The organism is Williamwhitmania sp. (assembly GCA_035529935.1).
In the GTDB taxonomy this organism is placed as follows: Bacteria; Bacteroidota; Bacteroidia; order Bacteroidales; family Williamwhitmaniaceae; genus Williamwhitmania.
This window is the reverse complement of the sequence record DATKVT010000183.1, coordinates 31,902-47,806: the sequence shown is the minus strand read 5'-3', so window position 1 is coordinate 47,806 and position 15,905 is coordinate 31,902. Positions and strand designations below refer to the sequence as shown.

Below are 15,905 nucleotides of genomic sequence, written 5' to 3'. Positions count from 1 at the left end.
CTTTTTCATCAATCAACAACATTTTGCGGAGTACCCTGCAACCAAAACCACAAATTCCTCATAATTATCTCGGCACGTATGTGAATAGCCTCTTCGGTTGCAAAGCCAATATGTGGTAACACAAGCGTATTTGGCGCACTCAACAGTGGATGATTTTTCGCAAGCGGAGGTTCCTTTTCATATACATCAATGGCAGCACCTGCAATAGTTCCATCCCGAAGTGCTTCGGCCAAGGCAGGAATATCGACCACACCTCCTCGTGCAGTATTTATTAGTATGGAAGATGGCTTCATCAACCTCAACCGCTCATGATTTATCAAACCAGCGGTATCGTTCGATAACGGAAGATGGAGCGATACCACATCGCTTTCAGATAACAACACCTCAAGTGAAACTTGTTTAGCGCCAGCCATTACCTTTTGGCTTCGATTATAAAACAGAACCCTGCATCCAAACGCTAATGCAAGCATGGCAACACGCTGCCCAATAGCACCAAAACCCACAACGCCAAAAGTTTTTCCAGACAGCTCGCGACCAAGAAATCCCCCTCTGTCCAGGCCCAACCGCAGGTTATGTTCCATCTCCCCCATTTTTCTAAAAAGGGCAATGGCGCTGCTAATGGTGAGTTCTGCAACAGCATTAGTGGAGTATCCAGCAGCATTACAAACGGTGACTCCCAACTCCTTACAAACCGACTTATCGATATGATCGGTACCGGTAAAGGCAACGTTAATCAACTTCAAATTGGGACATTTGCGGATGACCTCTCCCCTAACCGCTAGGTTACTAACCACCACAACATGTGAGTTTTTAATACGGTTAAGCAATTCAATGTCATCGGATGGCCGAGTAGCATGAACCTCGAGAGAGTGTCCCTGCTTTGCCAGCTGAGATTCAAATACCGAGGCCTCCTGTGCTGTAAGGCCAATGGGTTCGGCTATGGTAACAATCATGTGGTTGAATTTTGAAGGCATAAAGGTAGATGAAAATGCACCGTTTGAAAAAAGATAGGTTGAAAAGTTTCGGCGTAATGAGGCTTTTACTAAATTAGATGAAACTTTAGTTAGCCATGCAAAAGATTTTTATTCTTGTAATTAGCCTCTTCATCGGTTGGTCAGTTTCTGCCCAAAACATTGCTATAACACAACGATCGAGCCTCAAAGTTTATGTGTATAAAATTTCGAACAAACAGGCCAAAAAAATTTACAAGAAAGGATACATACCTTACGATACGCTTCTTTTCCACTATTTAGTTGATTCCTTTGCAACAAACAAAGAGCAACCTGAACGGTTACCACAAGGCCACTATCTCTTTGCAAGCGCAAACACAAACCAACTTGACATAACCCTGCACTCCGAAAATAAGTTTGAACCCTTGGTGGTAAACAACTCCACCGATTTTTCAATGGTAATATTAAGTGATGAAGGATTGATTGAGGATGCAAAGGTTAACATTGACGGAAAAAGAATTCATTTCGATAAAAAAAGCCACACATACAGAATCCCTAAAGGAAATCCTGATGGAATAATGACCATTGCTAAGGAAGGATATGTCGGATTCTTCCATCTAAAAAAGGAGTTTAAAACAAACAAAGTGCTCACCTTCCTTTCACTTTCGCCACAAAAATATGTTTGGATTCCCATTCGGTTGGTGGTATTTTCACCCTACGATCTATTCAACACCGTTAGAAGGGGTAGGCCCCAAGGCATTTTTTATTGGCTTTGGAAACCGGTTGGTGACGCTGCAAGATCCATAAAATGGGGTTATCCTCAAGGCTGGGTTCAAACCGTTTCGGACCTTACCGAATCCATTAGCTACGGTGATCCTGAGCCACGCGTTCAAAAGCTATGGGAATTTTTTAACCACAGCTTTAGGGATAGAGATGGATTTGTGCTCTTCAACCAACCGAAATACCGGCCCAACGACACATTGAGATTTAAAGCATTTGTTGCCGACTTCAAGGGGAAGACAAACGATAAAGAACTTAAACTTTTTTTGGATGCCAAGGACTTGGGGAAAATAAATCCCTACAAAACCGGTTTTTACGAATCCTACATAGTGCTACACGATAGTCTTAATTTAAGACTTGACCAATGGCACTCCATAAGACTAGAAAACGAAAAAGGAAGATCGGTTTCTGGAACATTCATGCTCGAAGATTATGAACTCAAAAATTCATCCTTCGAGGCATTCCTTGCCATGAACAGCCACTTTAGAGGAGAATCAAATGAGGTAGTATGCAGTGTAGATGATGCCAACGGCAACCCTATTTCCGACGCAAAGGCCGAAGTTACAGTTCTTCCAAAGCATATAATTTCGCAGCTTGCCGATGAGGTTTTCCTTCCGGACACCCTGTGGCATCACACGCAAAAGTTAGACGATTTAGCCAAAACTCAAATTGCAATCCCCGATAGTATCTTCCCCAATCTCACAATGAATTATAATGTGCAGGTAACCTTAACGGGCGAAAATAATGAGACAAGAGGATACACCTTTGATGGAACCTTTAACGGGCAATCCGATAGAATAAAAATCGAAAAAGTTGGCACAGATTCAGCCGTTGCCCGCTACTACAAAAAAAGCAAGGAGATAAACATTGATGGTTGGATGAGCACAACCAAACTTGACTCAACTAAAATCACATATCCCTATTACTTTGTTCCCAAATTCAGCAAGCCAGCCTACCACTTCTACTCAGAAAAAGCGATTCAGTTCTTAGAGAATTCTGAGGACTGGAGCAACGTAACAGTAGATGCCTCGCGAACTGACAAATCGTTGATGCTATCGATTGGTAATTCCCGAAAACTACCCATAACTGTATATCTCTACCGAGGGAACCGAGAAATTTTACGATCAACCTTCTCCTCCGATACGGTTATAACACTACCTTACAAAAATAGAAAAGCCTGTTCGCTTTACTACAGCTATGTATGGGCTGGAAAAATAGTAGAAAGAAACTACTCCATTCCTCCTAGTCCAACCAGTATGAATGTCACGCTTATATGCCCACCCAACGCCGTTCCAGGACAGGTTGTAGATATTAAGGTTGCCGTTACCAGTTCAAAGGGCAATCCCATACCCAATGCAGATGTTACAGCATGGGCCTTCTCCTCTAAATTCCAAGGCTACCATTTCCCAGCCTTCCCAACCTTCACGAAAGAGAGTAGCAAGCAGCGGATCTTGCGTAACCGATTTCACATGCAGGAGAATGGAATAGAGGAGTCGGAGTATAATCTCAACTTCAACTATTGGCATCAACGGATGCAGCTAGATACCATGGAGTTTTACAAATTTCTATACCCCAAAAATGGATACTATATCAAGTCGTTTTTTACAAAGGATAGCACAACACTCATCTCCCCCTTCATCCACAGAAACGGACAACCGCTTTACATTCAACAGATGAACCTCAACGGATGGCCGGCTATGTTTGGATTGGAAAACGCAAATCGACCAAATGTATACAATGCGCTCATGAGCAACACGCTGGAGATTTACGATCGTGATTCAATATACTTCTTTCCAGACATTAAAATTCCAGAAAAGCAGCAAACCATTATTAATATCGACTTAAAAAACCCAATTTGGAAACATGTAGCAGTGGCAAAAAGCAAGATTAAATTAAGAGACCAATACCTTGCCACCAATAGCTATACAGGACGGTTTGAAAGCCAACTACAACCATACTACATCCACCAATTCAACCATTACTTCCTAATTTATCCAGACCGAAACAAGCGTTTAGTTAACATTGCACCATTTTATCCATCCGATTTTGAGATGGTTAGCAGGGAAAATAGTTATACCATTAGGTTTGAACCACGATACACCTACACTTTTGGGCCGAACTATATAAAAATGAAATCGATGGCCACCTTTTCGAAAGAGGAGGTTCAGAATAGCGGAAGACAACTTGATTGGAATTTCAATCAGCAGTTGGTATCCAAAACAATGGCAGATAAATTTATACAGCCAGAACCAGAAAATCCGTTTTACTCATTTTTTAAGACTAGCTACGAGAATATTACGGGCAACTCGTTTCTGAAAATCGCATACCACAGAGAGCCCAACGAAGAGGATCCATTTGCCTTTGTTTTGATCGATCAGGTAAGCAGAAAAATAATGCGCTGCGACAAATTTAGTAATGTCCTTCCAAGTCCAACACAAATTGAAAAACCGGGACAATATGCACTATACCTCTTTTACCTTTCAGGGATTCGTTACCTCGACTCCATCAACATTGGCAACAATGGGACACTCTTTCTTACCATTGAGCGTGGAAAAATTGGAGGTAAGGCTGTCAAGAAGATAGACTTTGCACAATTTAATCATATGCACATTGATTCCACAATACTTAGGAATACAACAAAACTTTCCTCAAGCAATATCATTAAAATTGTTGCTCAGTCCAACGCAAAGAAGGGACCCAAAGGCTCTGCTGTTTATGGAACTGTCACAAGTGCAGAGGATGGATATCCCTTGCCTGGAGCGGTCGTTCAGGTGGTTGGAACCAACCAAGGATGCTCAACCGACATAGATGGCCAATTCTGGATGGATAATTTATCCAACCCTGTGATGCTACGCTTTTCATTCGTAGGTTTCAATAGCATAGACATACCCTCCACACCTGGAGTTGCCCAGTTGGTGATAATGGAACCCTCAGTTTTAAGAATGGAAGAGGTTGTTGTTACAGCAATTGGGGTTTCAAGAAAATCGTTGTCGTTAGGATACGCCACAACCAATGTTATATATAATTCACTCCAAGGCAAGGTTGCAGGGGTTTCAGTTTCAGGGAACCCTGGAGCAGGAAACAAGATTATGCTTAGAGGATTTAGTTCCATACCAATAGGTTCAGGGCCAATCTACGTTGTAGATGGTAAAATCTTAACTGCAGAAGAATTTAATCGTCTGGACAAAGAATCCATCACCTCAATGAAAGTGCTCAGTGGAGCAGCAGCCACATCGCTATATGGTTCTCGAGCAGCAAATGGTGTTGTATTGATTTCGACCAAAGCAGGAAGTTCAGCAGTGGATGTTTCCAAGGCAATGGATGACTCGGCCTACACAGCAGCCCTAGCTGGTGCCTCAACCATGCGGACCAAGTTTAAGGACTACGCCTTCTGGATGCCCAAACTCACAACCGACAACAATGGAATTGCCACCTTTAAAGCAAAACTTCCCGACGACATTACTACCTGGAATACAAACGCCGTAGCCGTTTCTAAAAAGTTGGAAATTGGAAGCACTCAAGCCTTCATCAAAGCCTTTAAACCGGCCATGGCCTCACTCTCTGTTCCACGCTTTTTGGTGGAGGGCGATTCCATTTGGGTTAGAGGTCGCGTAACCAGCTACGTCGACGAAAAGCAGCATGTTTCCCGTAGCTTTGCTCATAGCGGTACCACCCAAAATTTTCCCGACAGCCTAATGGGCAAATTGCTGGTAGATTCAACCCTGGTCGTGGCACCATCTGCAGACAGTATTTCGGTGGAGTACAAAGCCACTATTACTGGTGGGGGTTCCGATGGCGAGGGCCGTACCATTCCCATTAATTTAATTGGAACCAAGGAGACGCTTGGGCTCTTTGCGTTGGCAGAATCAGACACTACGGTGACATTTCCCGATACGCTCCACACAAAAAAGGTAAAGATATTTGCCTCATCGGCTAAGCTTGATTTACTCCAATCACTCACCGAATCCATTGCCAGCTATCGCTATCTCTGCAACGAGCAAGCATCGTCTAAGCTCATTGTGTTGCTTATGATAAAGAGGGCAACTGAGCAGGAAGGTAAGCATTTTGAAGGAGAGGCGCAAATAAAAGCACTGATTAAGCGACTTACCGAATCACGCTCCTCCTCGGGCCTATGGGGCTGGTGGAAAGGGTCTAACGATGTATTTTGGATAACCACCCAGGTAGCCAAAGCGCTATCGATGGCAGCCACCCAGGGATACGATATGAACAAAATCAACTTTGCCGAGGTGGTAAATACCATGAAGCACCAGCTGGAGTCCAATCAATCACCGATGGAAATGGCAGAACTCATCAACACCATACATATGATTGATACCACGGTGGATTTAACCCCCTGGGTGCTGAGAGCCGAGCAGTTGCGCAAAAACGCTAAGGACACCAGCTTAGCCTCAGCCATAAAGCTTTCCTTTGTTAAGATGTCGCTGGGTATTATTAAAACTGTTCCCGATAGCCTCATAAAAAGAGCAAAACCTTCATTCGGTAATGGAGCATACTGGGGAAACTTCTCCATTTGGCCTGATAGGGAATCTAACATTCTAACCTCCCAAATGTATAAGATGCTTAAGCTAGATTCTCTACACAAGGATTGGTTACCGAGGATAAGGCGCTACTTCTACTACGAACTCAATAGCGGTAACTATATCAACACCTACAGCAAAACGGCACTTGTAGATGCCATTTATCCAGACCTTTTTGTGGCAAATAGGCTAGGTGATCCATCCATAACTATCAAGAACGCCGATGATTCCACCGTAATTCGAAAATTTCCCTACACTTCAACCATCGAACCAAAAGGAACGATAACAATTACAAAGTCGGGTGGACGGCCTGTATTTATCACAGCCTACATGGAGCGGCACAACCGCAAACCAGCAGCCGTAGATGATTACTTTACCGTAACCAGCCACTTTGGGGACAAAGAGGAGATTAAGCCAAGCCAGCTAGCGTTTCTTACGGCTGGCAAATCCGTTTCGCTTTGGGTTAAGGTAACGGTTAAAAAGCTATCGCCCTACACCATGCTCGAAATACCAATCCCTGCAGGCTGCTCGTATGATGACAATCAACCGTGGGGTCGTGGTGAATGTTACCGTGAGAAGTTTAAGGATCACGTTGCGGTATTCTTCTCAAGCCTTTCGCCGGGAGTTTATGATGTGGAGATAAAATTGATTCCTCGGTTTACGGGCAGGTTTACGCTCAACCCGGCTCGCGCCGAACTTATGTATTTCCCAATTTTCTTTGGAAGAGAGGGGTTGAAGAAGATAACGGTAAGGTAAGAGAATGAGAGGGCGGTGTGCGGCTCTGCACATCGCCCTCCCATATTCCAAGATTCCACCAAAACAAACACCCAATCGGAGGCGTATTGTTTTTGTAATTCAACTAGTTATCTGAATACAAATACCTCTTAATACTACGCTTGGGAGTCTTCTCAAACTCCTCTTGATGAATGCTAAACTTGGCCAACTTCATAAACGATGGCAGCTGATGATTCACCTCGTGCAGGTTATGCTTCATGAGTGAATCAATCTCTTCGCGGCCAATGTTATTTGACTCCAGCGTTTCAAAATCGGGAAAGATGAGCGCGTGGAGCTGTCCATTGTTCATTATTACAAGCGACTCCATTACGCCAAACTTGTTGTCGAGAACGCTCTCAATCTCCTCTGGGTATATATTCTGACCCGATGCTCCAAGGATCATATTCTTGCTCCGTCCCTTCAGATAGATATTACCCTCCTTGTCGAGAACGCCGAGGTCGCCGGTATGGAGCCAGCCATCTTCGTCGATTACAGCATGGGTAGCCTCCTCGTTCTTATAGTAGCCCAACATTACATTTTCACCCTTCACCAACACCTCACCAACTATGGAGAATGGATCCTCCGAATCAATCTTAACCTGTAGCGTATCCACCGGCAATCCTGTGGAAAATGGTTTCGTTGTTTGCCACGAAGAGTAGCTTATTAGCGGGCCACACTCGGTCATACCATAGCCCACGGTACAGGGAAACTTAATTTTACGAAAAAACGTCTCTGCCTCTGCATTAAAGGCAGCTCCGCCAACAACAATTTCATGAAAATTACCACCAAATGTTTCAGTGAGTTTGTGGTTAATCTTTTTAAAGACAACCTGGTTCAATAAGGGTATCCTAATTAACCAACTCGTTGGGAACTTGGATATCACTGGTATAATCTGCCTCTTATAAATTTTTTCAACCACCAGGGGCACCGACAAGATAAGCCGAGGGCGAACCTCCTTAAATGCCTGCACCACAACCTGCGGTGACGGTACCTTGGTAAGAAACGTTATGTGGCAACCGAGTGTAAAGGGGAATAAGAACTCAAAGGCACAGCCATAGGCATGAGCCAGCGGAAGGAACGAAACAATGTTATCGCCCGACTTAAGTGGCATATTTGCCCTAGCATAGCGTATGTTGGCGGAAAGGCTGTTGAGGGCAAGCATAACGCCCTTCGAAAAGCCTGTGGTTCCCGAAGTATAGCTGATCACAGAAAGTTGACTATTGCTTACCTTGGGGAGCGTAAAGTTGTTAACATCTAAACCGTTGGGGTAACAGCTAGAAAAAAGACTATCTAGCGCATCCAGGTCAGCAACAACCTTACTGCTTTTAGCAAAGACCGCCTGTTGTGTATCCAGTGAAATAATGGCTTGTAGGTTATCCATTTGTCCAAAGTCAAGCGCAGTGGCTAGAGCATCGCCAACAAACAGCACAACCGAATCGGAGTGGTTCACTATGTGGTGAACGTCAACTGGCCGAAAATCGGGTAAAATTGGTACAATCACCGCACCATAGCTAATGGTTGCAAGGTAAACAATGGCCCAAGAAATGGAGTTTTTCCCCAATAAGGCCACCTTATCGCCGGGTTTAATACCATTACGCTCAAACATAAGATGCAAGCGAGCAATACGGTTGGCCACCTCGCCATAGGTAATTGAGGAGCCTTTATAGTCGGCCAAAGCATTACTATCCCAGTTGGTATGAATGCTTTCCTCAAAATATTGAATTAGATTCTCCTTAATCATCAGGTTAGCGTTTAGGACGAACGGGTAAATGTATATATTTCTCTGTACCGATATTCTCTGTTAGCCACATCACAGACAGTATCAATGGCTAAAATCAAATCAACCAGATATTTAAATTGTTAAAAAGTTTTAAAAAAGTTCGAGGATACCGTTCAAATTATGTTGCAAATGGAAAATCCATAGGAGTCTATTATCCTCCGGCCTAGACTAATTATTCTGCTTTAAAGCCAGCACAAAAAAGAAAACAAACTTCAAATTAGGATAATAATATTTTGAAGCAAAGGACCTTACATGTCAATACCTGTGCATTACAACAAGGTGCCGAAACCTCATCGCAAATAAGCGAAATTGCCCAAAATTATTTAAGGTATAAATTCTACCTCCTCCTTTGATTGCCCCATTTTATAAACATGTTCACGAACTTTTTGGGCCCACTCGTAGTGTGTCATTGAACTGTTGAAACTTTCCCAGGAGATTGGTTTTCCAATCACTATGCTAATTGTCTTATTCCTCTTTTTAAACATCTCCCGAGGAAGCAACATAAGTTCAAAATTTACGGAAATACCCAGCCAACTCCTCAGTCGGTAGATGAAATAAAAGAAGCGTGAATTACCTCCTTCAAAATAAAACGGTACGACGTCGCGCTTAGTAGCGATAGCTTTGGTTATAAAACTTTTCTGCCAAGGGGCATCTTGCACTTTTCCGTGATAAACCCTTGAAACTGCCCCTGCTGGAAAATGGGTAATGGCAACATCGGAATGGTACACCTCGTCCAGCGCCGCGATATATTCCTTGGAACTTCGGCCATACACATTCACTGCAGCAATCAATGGTCGCAACGTTGGAACGTGCAGAAAAGCATCGTTACCAATAGCCTTCAGATCTCCATACTTCTGTCCAACGTAGTAGGTGAGAATGAGCCCATCGATTACCCCAAACGGGTGATTCGAGACAAAAAAACTGCGCGAACTATCGGGAAGGTTCTCCACCCCGCGAACATTCAGCGTAATATTAAACTCCTTAATAACCTGTGGCTGGAAGCTAACGCCAACATTGTCGATATACTTATTGATAACGGCATTCATCTGGTCCTGACAAATTATCTTTTCAAAGAGCCATATTACGAACCGTGGAAGTCGCTTGAGATTTTTTGAATCGCTATTCTTCAGTAATTCGCCTAGATTCAAGGGCGTCTTTGCAGCAGTATTGGGCATCAGCAGTGGTTTACAATAAATATATTATTTCAAATCATCCACAAAACTTAGGCAACATACTCTTCCTTTGCCATAGTGCAAGTTTCGTGCTCTCTCAATCTAACTTTTAACAGATAAGGAGTATTTTACCCATAGTCTTAAACATTCATTCAGCACGGGGCATCCTTGTTATCAAATATAGCAAAAACGATTTTTTTCTAGCAAACCAGCGAACAAAAACTTGGTCATTAATCAAGTTCGTCACCAGCGCACAAGTTGAGAGATGGTTGAAAATTGGTCAACCTCCCTGTTATGTAATCATGCCCTCATCCACGATTATCGGCTTGGTAAAACATAGTAGAATATGGAGATGAAGTGGCAGAAGCTACCCACCAAAACAAGGATATGGAATATGGCATGGTTGAATGGAATTTTTTTAATGCTGTAGAGTATGGCGCCGACGGTATAGGCCACGCCACCCGCAAAAAGCCAAAATAGCCCCTCTGCGGGCAAGGCGTTTATCAACGGTTTAATTGCAAAAACAACAACCCACCCCATGAGCACATACATTACGGTGGAGGCTATTGAAAACCGACCCGTGAAGAAGAGCTTCAGCACTACCCCAACCAATGCTGCACCCCAAGCAATTCCAAAAATCACCCAGCCGGTTGTGCCTGCAAGGGTAACCAAGGTAAAAGGGGTATAGGTGCCGGCAATGAGAATGTAGATGGCAGTATGGTCAAATATTTTTAACCGATTTCGCCTCTCTGTTTTTTTTGCGCTATGATATAGCGTGGAGGCTGCGTAGAGCACCATTAAGCTAACTCCAAATACGGCAAAGCTAACAATGTGCTTTGCTGTGCCGAATTTAGCAGCATGCACAACCAGCAGAACCGTGGCCAGAATGCTTAAAGCAAATCCTACAGCGTGAGAAATTATGTTCGTATTTTCTTCTGCTGGAGAGTAATATTTTGGAACTATATCTTTTTTCATTGGCAAAATTTATGATAACCAACCTTCAAACCAACATGCCTGAAGCCAAACACAATACAGCTAAAGGCTATGGATGCTCACCCAACTTAAACAGCTGTTCTGCTAAAAACTTCACCACCTTAACGTTTACTGCATTGCCAAACTGTTTGTAAGCCTGCTGGGTATTGGAATTAATCTTAAAATCCTTTGGAAAACTCTGAAGGTTTGCAGCCTCACGTGGAGTTAGCCTTCGCTTTTCCCACCCAATAATTGGGATGTGAACCATGGCTACCAGAGCCGGAAATTCTGTAGGTCGCTTTACCCTAATTCCCGAAGGTCGAAATTGGATAATGCCCTCCCACACACTCTTTATGCTATCCCCTGCTTGCCACTCAAACTTCTTATGGGTGGGCACAAGCTGCTCCAAATTCCGATGACGTTTCAGCCAACTCTTTAGGAACGATTTGTTGCGAATATAGAATTCCCTGTTCTTGACAATGAAATCCTGCTTCCAGCGAGGTAGGTTGGAAAAATCGTAGGTGGCACCGAACTCTTCTGACCAAACAGGAAAGCCTATGGTCTGAACATCAACCCCATGTATAAACTCGTCCCAAGCATTGAGCACCATCTCCTCGTACTCAGAAATATGGAAATCGTCTCCTGCAGAGCCGTTAAGAATGGAGTGAGCGTTGGTGCTGTGCTTTTTTGGCACAGGAACGTTGATAGACAAACTCTTCATTCTAGTGCAACTCTTATGGATACCCAGAATATAAACTCGCTCGCGAAGCTGCGGTACACCCAGCTGATGCGGACTCATGATAATGGGCATTTCGGTAATGATGTAGCCCAGCTCCTTCAAGTTCTTTGAGATAACGCGCCAGGTGTTACCACTATCGTGTGATACCAAATTGCGCACATTTTCCAGCACAATATACTTAGGCCGATGAACGGTAAGAATCCGCTTTATTTCGAAGAATAAGGTCCCGCGAGTATCGTCGAAACCGCTCTGTTTCCCAGCCTTGGAGAATGCCTGGCAGGGAAAGCCGCCGCAGAGCAAATCGTGGGAAGGAATACCTTCAGCAGCTACAGAACAAATATCAAACCCTGCATCCATCCCAAAGTTTTCACAGTAAGTTGCAATGGAGAACTTGTTGATTTCGGAAGCAAAAACGCATTCACCTCCCAGCTCCTCCATGGCTACATGAAAACCACCAACACCAGCAAACAGGTCTATAAACTTAAATTCTCCCATTTTCGAAACTCGAATCGCAAAGTTAGAAATCTAAATCAAACTAAGCTACTATCTTCAACAATCGAACGATTAATGCCATGGCACTAAAATGTGCGGTATCGAACACAGTTGAGATAAAAACGCACACTAAAAAAGATTTGAAAATTTCAGTAACTATGACTATATCAAAAAGTTAATGGCATTGGCCTTAGAATTGTTAAAAGTGGAAACTGTAACACCATATAGCCATGATACGAAACTATTTTACCACAGCCATAAGAAGTATTCAGCGCAGCGTCGGTTTCTCTTTCATAAACCTCATTGGGTTAGCCATTGGACTAGCCAGCTGCATGTTTATCGCCCTTTGGATAAACGATGAGTTGAGCTATGACCGCTATCTCCCTAATGCAAACAGAATTTATCGCATCATACTTAAGGAGACCCAATGGAGCCAGCCTCGAACACCACACCCCATGCCGCTGGCCATGGTGGCCGATTTTCCTGAAGTGACCAATGGTGTTAGCATCTCGCCAATTTGGGGAATAGGGCTTACGCGACGAGAATTTACCGTTGAGTATAACAACCATAAGTTTGAGGAGAAGGGCTTTATGTCGGCCGACTCCACCTTTTTTCAGGTATTTCAGTTTCCATTTATCGCTGGCGACCCTGCAACTGCGCTTAAAAACCCAATGGGGATAGTTATTACCCAAAGTATGGCCAAGAAGTATTTTGGCAAAGAGCAAGCTCTGGGAAAAATGCTTAAAGTTGATGGTAATATAAATCTTGAGGTTACCGGAGTAGTGAAGGATATTCCAGCCAACACCCACTTCACCTTCGATTTCCTAATTTCGTATGTAAGCCTTAAGGCCCGCGATAGAGCGAACAATAACGGGAATCTCCCTAACTACTACACATGGAACGATTTTGGCCACTACAACTACATAGTGCTTGCACCAGGTGCCGACCAAAAAACGGTAGAGGGTAAGATGAATACTTGGATATGGAACTACGTTAAACTCACCCCCGAGCAGAAGGAGAGCGTAAAAGAAAACGATACCCAACTACTACTTCAACCGATTACCAGTATTCACCTGCACTCCAACATGATTTGGGAGTTGGGAAAAAATGGCAACATGGCTTATGTTTACGCCTTTTCAGTTACTGCGCTTCTTATTCTGCTGATTGCCATTTTCAACTACATGAACTTGGCCACAGCGCGAAGCGAAAAGCGTACCCGTGAAGTTGGCGTACGCAAAACCCTCGGTGCACGAAAGGGCCAACTGGTTAGCCAATTTTTGGTAGAATCAATGTTGCTTGCGTTGGGTGCTGTGATATTTGCTGCCTTGCTGGTTGAACTTTTCATGCCGCTGTTCAACCAACTAACCGGAAAGCATTTGCAGTCGTTGATAGGCCAATCGGTGTTTGTTTCCTTAGGCTTGCTGGTTGTTGCTGCTGTAGTGGGATTGTTGGCTGGAAGCTATCCCGCATTTTTCCTCACCTCCTTCAAGCCAATTACAGTGCTAAAGGGTAAAATTTCGGTGTCGCACTCCAACATTAACCTACGAAAACTGCTGGTTACCTTTCAGTTTGCCATCTCCACCTTTCTAATAATATTCACCTTAGCCATCTCCGGTCAAATTCAACTCCTCAAGAATAAAAATCTAGGGTTTAACAAGGATCAAGTGGTGGTACTGCCCTTAAGGGTGGATGCAATAAAGCATCATTTCGAGGCATTTAGATCAACCTTGGAACAGGACAAGAGCATTGTTTTGGTGGGTAGGGCATCGAACATTCCCGGCGGCCAATTCAACAACCACAGTATCCAGTGGAAGTCGGACCAAGAGGAGGTGAATGCCGCTGACTTGTGGGTCGACGATGATTTTTTCAAAGTGCTCGAAATACCCATGGCAAAGGGAAGGGCATTCTCCCAAGAGTTTGCCTCCGATTCGGTTGCCACCTTTATTCTCAACGAATCAGCCTGTAAAAGTCTAAATATGGACGATCCCATTGGGCAGCAAATTACTTGGTATGGAGATAAGCCAAACACAATAAAAGGAGTAGTCGTAGGTGTGGTAAAGAATTTCAATTTTCACTCTTTACACGAAAATATTGGCCCGCTGATTATCCAGCGTGGAACCTACGACTGGCAATATTCCGACGCCCTAATTCGGATTAAGCCCAGCATGGTTGAGCAGGCTCTTTCGAAAATTGAAACCACATTTAAGCAGTTTGCACCGCAGGCCATATTCAACTACAGCTTTCTTGACCAAGATTTTGCTGCTCAGTACGAAGCCGAAAACAGAATGGGAACCATATTTACCATATTTGCCGTTATGGCAATTGTGGTCGCCTGTCTTGGTCTTTTTGGCTTGGCTGCCTTTACGGTGGAGCAAAAGACCAAGGAGATAGGCATAAGAAAGGTACATGGTGCCAGCTCGTTCAGCATATTCAACATGGTTTCGAAGAGTTTTGCAGGGTTGATTCTGCTCTCCGCCTTGCTGGCATGGCCGGCCGCCTACTTCTCAATAAACAGCTGGCTAAACGACTACGCCTACCGAATCACCATTAACCCATGGTATTTTGTGCTCGGAACCGCCACGGTGCTAATTATTGCAGCACTTACTACGGGTTACCAAAGTTTAAAGGCCGCACGACAAAACCCCATAGAATCGCTGAAGTATGAGTAGCGGCTAGGGGATTAGCGATTTAGGCGTTTAGGAAGTTAGGTTTATAGGTGTTTGTTTGCCTTCGGCGACCTGTCCGGCTTCTTGACGGAGCTCGCGTTGCTTGGTTTTAGTTACACGGTGTAGCACTGAGGATTCACAGAGTTTCACAGAAAAACATCGATTGGTAAGCAGCCTCATAACTTCAGCCATTTTTGTCACTGGTCACGTTTCAGTCACCCGTCACTTTTTATGCAAATGCCTTATCCACAAAGCCAGCAATGAGCTCAACGCTCTTTGCCTCCTCCTCCATAAAACCCATGTGGCCGCTGTTTTCGAGGAAGACTGTTTGGTGCATGGAAAAACGTTGGGCCATATTTTGAGCAACCTCTTCGGAAATGTAGGCATCCTTTTTCCCAAAAATCAGCAGCAACGGGAGTTTTAACTTCTCCAGCACATCGTTGGTATCGGGTCTCGTCTTCATGCCCCGGAGGCAGGCAATAATCCCGTCGGGTTCCGTCTCCATGGCGATTAGGGTTGCCTCCTCAATCTGCTCCTCCATCCTTTTGTGGTTTTCGCGGGCAAAAGCCATGGGGATGTTTGTTTTGACAATCAGCTCCACCTTGCCCCCCTTTACCAGCTCAATTTCGCTGTCGCGATTGGCGCGCTTATCGTCGCTGTCGGGGTTAGGGGTGGAGTGAAAGAGGCAGAGGCCAGCCAATCGCTCTGGGTAGTTCTTGGCGAAGGTGAGGGAAACGTAACCACCCATTGAGTGTCCTACCAGTGCGCACTTTTCCAACTTCAGGTCGTTGATAATGGCCAGTACCGCACCGGCCTGAAAATCCATGGAGTGCTCCTCTCCAGCAACGCCGCTCAGGCCATGCCCGGGGAGGTCGAGTGTAATTACCCGATGACCATTTTTTTTCAACTTCTCGGCAAAGCTATACCAAATTTCCTGCGATTCGAGGTAGCCGTGCAGCAGCACCACTGGATTCCCCTTGCCATTGTCGGCGAAAACCAAGCTGGTTCCACCATAGCTAATTGCCTTTTCCATACCACTTCA

The 15,905-nt window shown here is 44.3% G+C and carries 8 protein-coding genes; 2 read left to right on the top strand and 6 right to left on the bottom strand.

Going from position 1 to position 15,905, the window contains the following annotated elements:
• Positions 1 to 8 precede the first annotated feature (8 nt).
• The gene (locus VMW01_14110; protein ID HUW07381.1) at positions 9 to 953 is read right to left on the bottom strand and encodes an NAD(P)-dependent oxidoreductase; all 945 of its coding nucleotides are present in this window, start codon (positions 951 to 953) and stop codon (positions 9 to 11) included.
• Positions 954 to 1,069: 116 nt separating this feature from the next.
• On the opposite strand from VMW01_14110, the gene VMW01_14105 reads away from it, so the two are divergent.
• The gene (locus tag VMW01_14105; protein ID HUW07380.1) at positions 1,070 to 7,024 is read left to right on the top strand and encodes an alpha-2-macroglobulin family protein; all 5,955 of its coding nucleotides are present in this window, start codon (positions 1,070 to 1,072) and stop codon (positions 7,022 to 7,024) included.
• A 103-nt stretch (positions 7,025 to 7,127) separates the two neighbouring features.
• Here the strand turns inward: VMW01_14105 and VMW01_14100 are convergent, their stop codons facing one another.
• The 4 genes from VMW01_14100 to VMW01_14085 form a co-directional block, all read right to left on the bottom strand.
• On the bottom strand, positions 7,128 to 8,783 hold the full coding sequence (locus VMW01_14100) for an AMP-binding protein (GenBank protein HUW07379.1): 1,656 nt from the start codon (positions 8,781 to 8,783) through the stop codon (positions 7,128 to 7,130).
• A gap of 362 nt (positions 8,784 to 9,145) precedes the next feature.
• Positions 9,146 to 9,997, bottom strand: coding sequence for a 1-acyl-sn-glycerol-3-phosphate acyltransferase (locus VMW01_14095; GenBank protein ID HUW07378.1), 852 nt, complete (start codon positions 9,995 to 9,997; stop codon positions 9,146 to 9,148).
• A gap of 315 nt (positions 9,998 to 10,312) precedes the next feature.
• Entirely contained in the window at positions 10,313 to 10,969 is a 657-nt protein-coding gene (locus VMW01_14090; protein ID HUW07377.1) for a hemolysin III family protein, read from the bottom strand.
• A 67-nt stretch (positions 10,970 to 11,036) separates the two neighbouring features.
• A complete protein-coding gene (locus VMW01_14085; GenBank protein HUW07376.1) occupies positions 11,037 to 12,200 on the bottom strand; it encodes a DNA cytosine methyltransferase in 1,164 nt (387 codons plus the stop codon).
• Between the two features lie 227 nt (positions 12,201 to 12,427).
• On the opposite strand from VMW01_14085, the gene VMW01_14080 reads away from it, so the two are divergent.
• Entirely contained in the window at positions 12,428 to 14,866 is a 2,439-nt protein-coding gene (locus VMW01_14080; GenBank protein ID HUW07375.1) for an ABC transporter permease, read from the top strand.
• A 226-nt stretch (positions 14,867 to 15,092) separates the two neighbouring features.
• Here VMW01_14080 and VMW01_14075 read toward each other — a convergent pair whose 3' ends face one another.
• The gene (locus VMW01_14075; protein HUW07374.1) at positions 15,093 to 15,896 is read right to left on the bottom strand and encodes an alpha/beta hydrolase; all 804 of its coding nucleotides are present in this window, start codon (positions 15,894 to 15,896) and stop codon (positions 15,093 to 15,095) included.
• Positions 15,897 to 15,905: the final 9 nt, after the last annotated feature.

Coding starts and splice junctions, on each gene's coding strand:
- VMW01_14110 (HUW07381.1), bottom strand. CDS start 953: ATGATTGTTACCATAGCCGAACCCATTGGCCTTACAGCACAGGAGGCC.
- VMW01_14105 (HUW07380.1), top strand. CDS start 1,070: ATGCAAAAGATTTTTATTCTTGTAATTAGCCTCTTCATCGGTTGGTCA.
- VMW01_14100 (HUW07379.1), bottom strand. CDS start 8,783: ATGATTAAGGAGAATCTAATTCAATATTTTGAGGAAAGCATTCATACC.
- VMW01_14095 (HUW07378.1), bottom strand. CDS start 9,997: ATGCCCAATACTGCTGCAAAGACGCCCTTGAATCTAGGCGAATTACTG.
- VMW01_14090 (HUW07377.1), bottom strand. CDS start 10,969: ATGAAAAAAGATATAGTTCCAAAATATTACTCTCCAGCAGAAGAAAAT.
- VMW01_14085 (HUW07376.1), bottom strand. CDS start 12,200: ATGGGAGAATTTAAGTTTATAGACCTGTTTGCTGGTGTTGGTGGTTTT.
- VMW01_14080 (HUW07375.1), top strand. CDS start 12,428: ATGATACGAAACTATTTTACCACAGCCATAAGAAGTATTCAGCGCAGC.
- VMW01_14075 (HUW07374.1), bottom strand. CDS start 15,896: ATGGAAAAGGCAATTAGCTATGGTGGAACCAGCTTGGTTTTCGCCGAC.